The sequence below is a fragment of the Nitrospira sp. BLG_2 genome (genome assembly GCF_049222245.1).
Genome location: NZ_JBLYIG010000738.1, coordinates 1 through 3636, shown reverse-complemented (window position 1 = coordinate 3636; position 3636 = coordinate 1). Strand labels below are relative to the sequence as shown.

At 58.0% G+C, this 3636-nt stretch carries 4 protein-coding genes; 2 read left to right on the top strand and 2 right to left on the bottom strand.

Annotated features, from left to right (window positions below):
- On the top strand, positions 1-527 hold a 527-nt coding region (locus ACOSYY_RS19710), incomplete at its 5' end, for a dTDP-4-dehydrorhamnose 3,5-epimerase family protein (protein ID WP_421664663.1).
- Between the two features lie 15 nt (positions 528-542).
- Positions 543-1553 carry a GHMP family kinase ATP-binding protein gene (locus tag ACOSYY_RS19705; protein WP_421664662.1) on the top strand — a complete coding sequence of 337 codons (1011 nt, stop codon included), beginning with the start codon at positions 543-545 and terminating at the stop codon, positions 1551-1553.
- A 112-nt stretch (positions 1554-1665) separates the two neighbouring features.
- Here ACOSYY_RS19705 and ACOSYY_RS19700 read toward each other — a convergent pair whose 3' ends face one another.
- Both ACOSYY_RS19700 and ACOSYY_RS19695 read right to left on the bottom strand, forming a co-directional pair.
- The gene (locus tag ACOSYY_RS19700) at positions 1666-2892 is read right to left on the bottom strand and encodes a putative sugar O-methyltransferase (RefSeq protein ID WP_421664661.1); all 1227 of its coding nucleotides are present in this window, start codon (positions 2890-2892) and stop codon (positions 1666-1668) included.
- Positions 2893-3103: 211 nt separating this feature from the next.
- Positions 3104-3636: NAD-dependent epimerase/dehydratase family protein (locus ACOSYY_RS19695; RefSeq protein ID WP_421664660.1), on the bottom strand; the 533-nt coding region annotated here is incomplete at its 5' end.

The following is a 3636-nucleotide window of genomic DNA, read 5'->3' as shown; positions in this document are numbered from 1 at the left end:
ACGAGGCGGAAATGCAAGTTACCAAGACGAAATTGGACGGCGTACTTCTGATCAAGCCCGAGATTTTTGAAGATTTCCGTGGGCAGTACGTCGAAACCTACAACGACAAGCTGTATGCGGAGCATGGCGTCGCGGTGAAGTTCGTGCAGGACGACATCTCAGTGTCGTCTCAGAACGTGCTGCGGGGGATCCATGGCGACGCCGAAACCTGGAAGCTTGTGTCGTGCATGTACGGCAAGTTCTACCTGATGGTGGTGAACTGTGACACCGACTCCAAGGACTTCGGCCAGTGGCAGTCGTTCGTGCTGTCGGATGCCAACCGGCTGCAGGTGCTGATTCCGCCCAAACACGGCAACGGCCACGTGGTGCTGAGCAAGCAGGCGATTTTCCACTACAAGCAGACGACCTACTACAACCCGAAGGGCCAGTTCACATACAAGTGGAACGACCCGAAGCTCAAGCTCTGGTGGCCGATCAAGAACCCGACCCTGTCGCAGCGGGACGAGGCCGGACATTTTGTCGACTGACGCCGCGGGCGCCCGATGATCATCAGCAGGACGCCGTTTCGCGTTTCCTTTTTCGGCGGAGGCACGGATTACCCCGCCTGGTACCGCGAGCACGGTGGTGCCGTACTGAGTACCGCCATCAACAAGTACTGCTACATCACCTGCCGGTACCTTCCGCCGTTCCATGATTTCAAGTACCTGATCCGCTACTACAAGCGGGAGGAGACGCGCACGCTGGATGAGATCCAACACCCATCCGTGCGCGAGAGCCTGCGCTTCATGGAGATCGAGCGTGGCGTGGACCTCGTCCACCATGCCGACCTGCCGGCCCGATCCGGGTTGGGGTCGAGTTCGACTTTCACGGTCGGCCTTCTGCACGCGCTATACGCGCTCAAGCACGAAATGCCGACCAAGCGTCAGCTCGCGATAAATGCAATCCGTGTGGAGCAGGATCGGATCGGCGAGCACGTTGGATCGCAGGACCAGACGGCCGCAGCCTTTGGCGGGCTCAACCGCATCGAGTTTGGCGGCGCGAACGAAATCGCGGTGACGCCGCTTATTGTCGGACCGGAGCGTCTTGAGCGCCTGCAGCATCACATCATGCTGTTTTTTACCGGACTCTCCCGAATCGCGTCGGAAGTTGCCAAGGATCAGATCGCGCAGATCTCGAACCGCGTGCAGGAGTTGCGCGACATGGTTGCACTAGTCGGTGAGGCCGAAGCGGTGCTTACCGCGAAACAGGACCGCCTGGAAGATTTCGGGCGGCTGCTTGATCAGCAGTGGCGGCTCAAGCGCAGGATGTCTTCGCGAGTGTCCACCAGCGATATTGACGCGATGTACGAAACGGCGCGCAGCACTGGCGCGCTCGGTGGGAAGCTCTTGGGCGCTGGAGGAGGTGGATTCCTGCTTCTATTTGTCAGGCCTGAAGAGCAGCCGCGCGTCGCCGCGGCACTGCACAAGCTACTCCTCGTACCGACACGCTTCGACCACTTGGGAAGTCAGATCATCTACTACTCGCACGAAGACCAGCAATTGGGGCAGCACTAATCGCCAGTCTCCGGTCAGCACGTGGGCACCGCCTGCAGGTTTGTCCGTAAACCCCGTTTGGATACCATTTCATTGCTGAAATTTGAAACCGCGCAATGGTCCTCCCGCGACTTCATCGAATGAGGCGCCGGACCACCGGAGTACGGCGCGCGAGTCGCTTGATGATGCGCCGCCAACCGCGAGATACGCGTTTTTCCCCACGCAGGCTAAGGATGGACGCGTCCTGCTGGAAACTGCACACGTACCGTTGTCCTGTAGTGCCAATCAAGTCGTGCAGGTGCCGGCCGGCAATCTGCCGTCGCCGCTCGATGGAGGAGGAGCAGACGATTGTGGGACGACAGTTAATGTCATTGATCACCTGATTGTTCGAATGAAGCAAAGCCGCAAGATCCGCCATCGTCGGGGAAAGCGTGAAGTACTCCGATAGAACCTCGTCGACGTGCGCACGCCCAGTATCCGGCACGCCCCGGTAGTTCACGGATATGAGGTAGCCGTCCAAGCGCGCCCGGATAAACCGCAAATACTCTCGCAAGATCTCCGAAGGCATCTCGGGAAAGGATACGTGGTTGAACGCAGTATCCAGTCTTTCAAGACCGCCGAGGCGTGACAGATGATAATCCGGCACGAGGATGAAGTCATAGGCATCGCGATCCGCGATAACACCCTCGAGGTCATCGCCCGGCGCGTACGTATAGATTCGCTTATCAGGGTGGTGCACGTTCAGGAAAATTGCGGAGAAAAGCAGTGTCTCCGGCAAATCTACGATTACGTAGCAATGAGATCGTCGACATATTGCAGCAAAGAGTTGCGCGAAGCCTCCATGCCCCGCTCCTATTTCCAGCACGACCGGACGATGGACAGTTTGTTCCATCAACTGAAACATTCCTAGGCGATACAGATTGCACACATATCGCTGATATTCCGTTGCCACATCGCTCAGCAGGCGGCCGCCGATCCGATATCCATAATCAGTGCCGGCTAGCGCCGGCAACTCGGGCTCGTATGCCCAGTAGGCATCTGGCACGCCTTCGCCATAAAAACGATAGAGTGATTCGAAGTCGGACGCAGTCTTGCTGAGCCAGAATCTCGCGGACAAGGTCCCAATGAAGGGATCCGTGTGAATGCGGATATCCAGCAGGTTCTCCGGAGTCAGATCACGGATGTATTGCAGCATCCTGGTAACTGTCTGCCATGGATAGCTTGTAATACGGCGAGACGGGAAATCGCGGTCTCTTTCCGCAATCTGCGCGAGCACGGCGGCACGCGTCCTAGACAGGCGGTCAAGCAACCCCGTTCTGTCAGGTTGAGCGGCTGTCCCGGATGCTGCGCGATCACTCATCAACTGACTCCTATTCGACGATTGTGACAGTTCGGTAACCAAATGACCGCGAACGAAGGCAATTGCAGTTCGGGTCGCGTTGAAACGGCAGAATATTCCGTCTAGAGCCTGGCTGGGGCTTCATCAGCTCCTGCTGCTGCGCGGCGGTGATGCTCGCCGCTTTTCTTGAACGCACCGAAATCGAACGTAAAAGGACTGCGTGGCCAGCGCCCTAGCTCTTAAAGTAGTTCTTCTTCTGCTTGTATTCGTCGCGGTGAGCAATGTACCAGTCCCATGTAGCCCTCAGACCGTCCTGCAGTGTCGTGCTGGGGCTGTAGTCGATGAGCTTTCGCGCCAGCGAGATATCCATGACCCGCTTCGGGAAGCCGGACGGCTTGGAAGCATCGAACGTGTAGTTGAAGGAGAGGAAGCTGTGCAGGGTCTCGACCAGTTCGCGCACGGTGTAGCCGCGCCCTGCGCCGAGATTGACGTAGCGCCCCTTGGTGCCATGATGCAAAGCCAAGACAACACCTTCTGCCACGTCGCGGCTGTAGACGATGTCGCGGATCGCAGAGCCGTCTCCCCAGACAACGACGGGATCCTCCTTGTTGTCGATGCGATGCATTAGCGTCGGCACCACCATGGCGTTCTCGGGGTCAAAATTGTCCCCGGGGCCATAGACATTCGACGGCCGCACAATGGCAAAATTCTCCATCCCATACTGCGTCCGGTAGGCGTGCACCTGCAGCTCCGCCATGCGCTTCG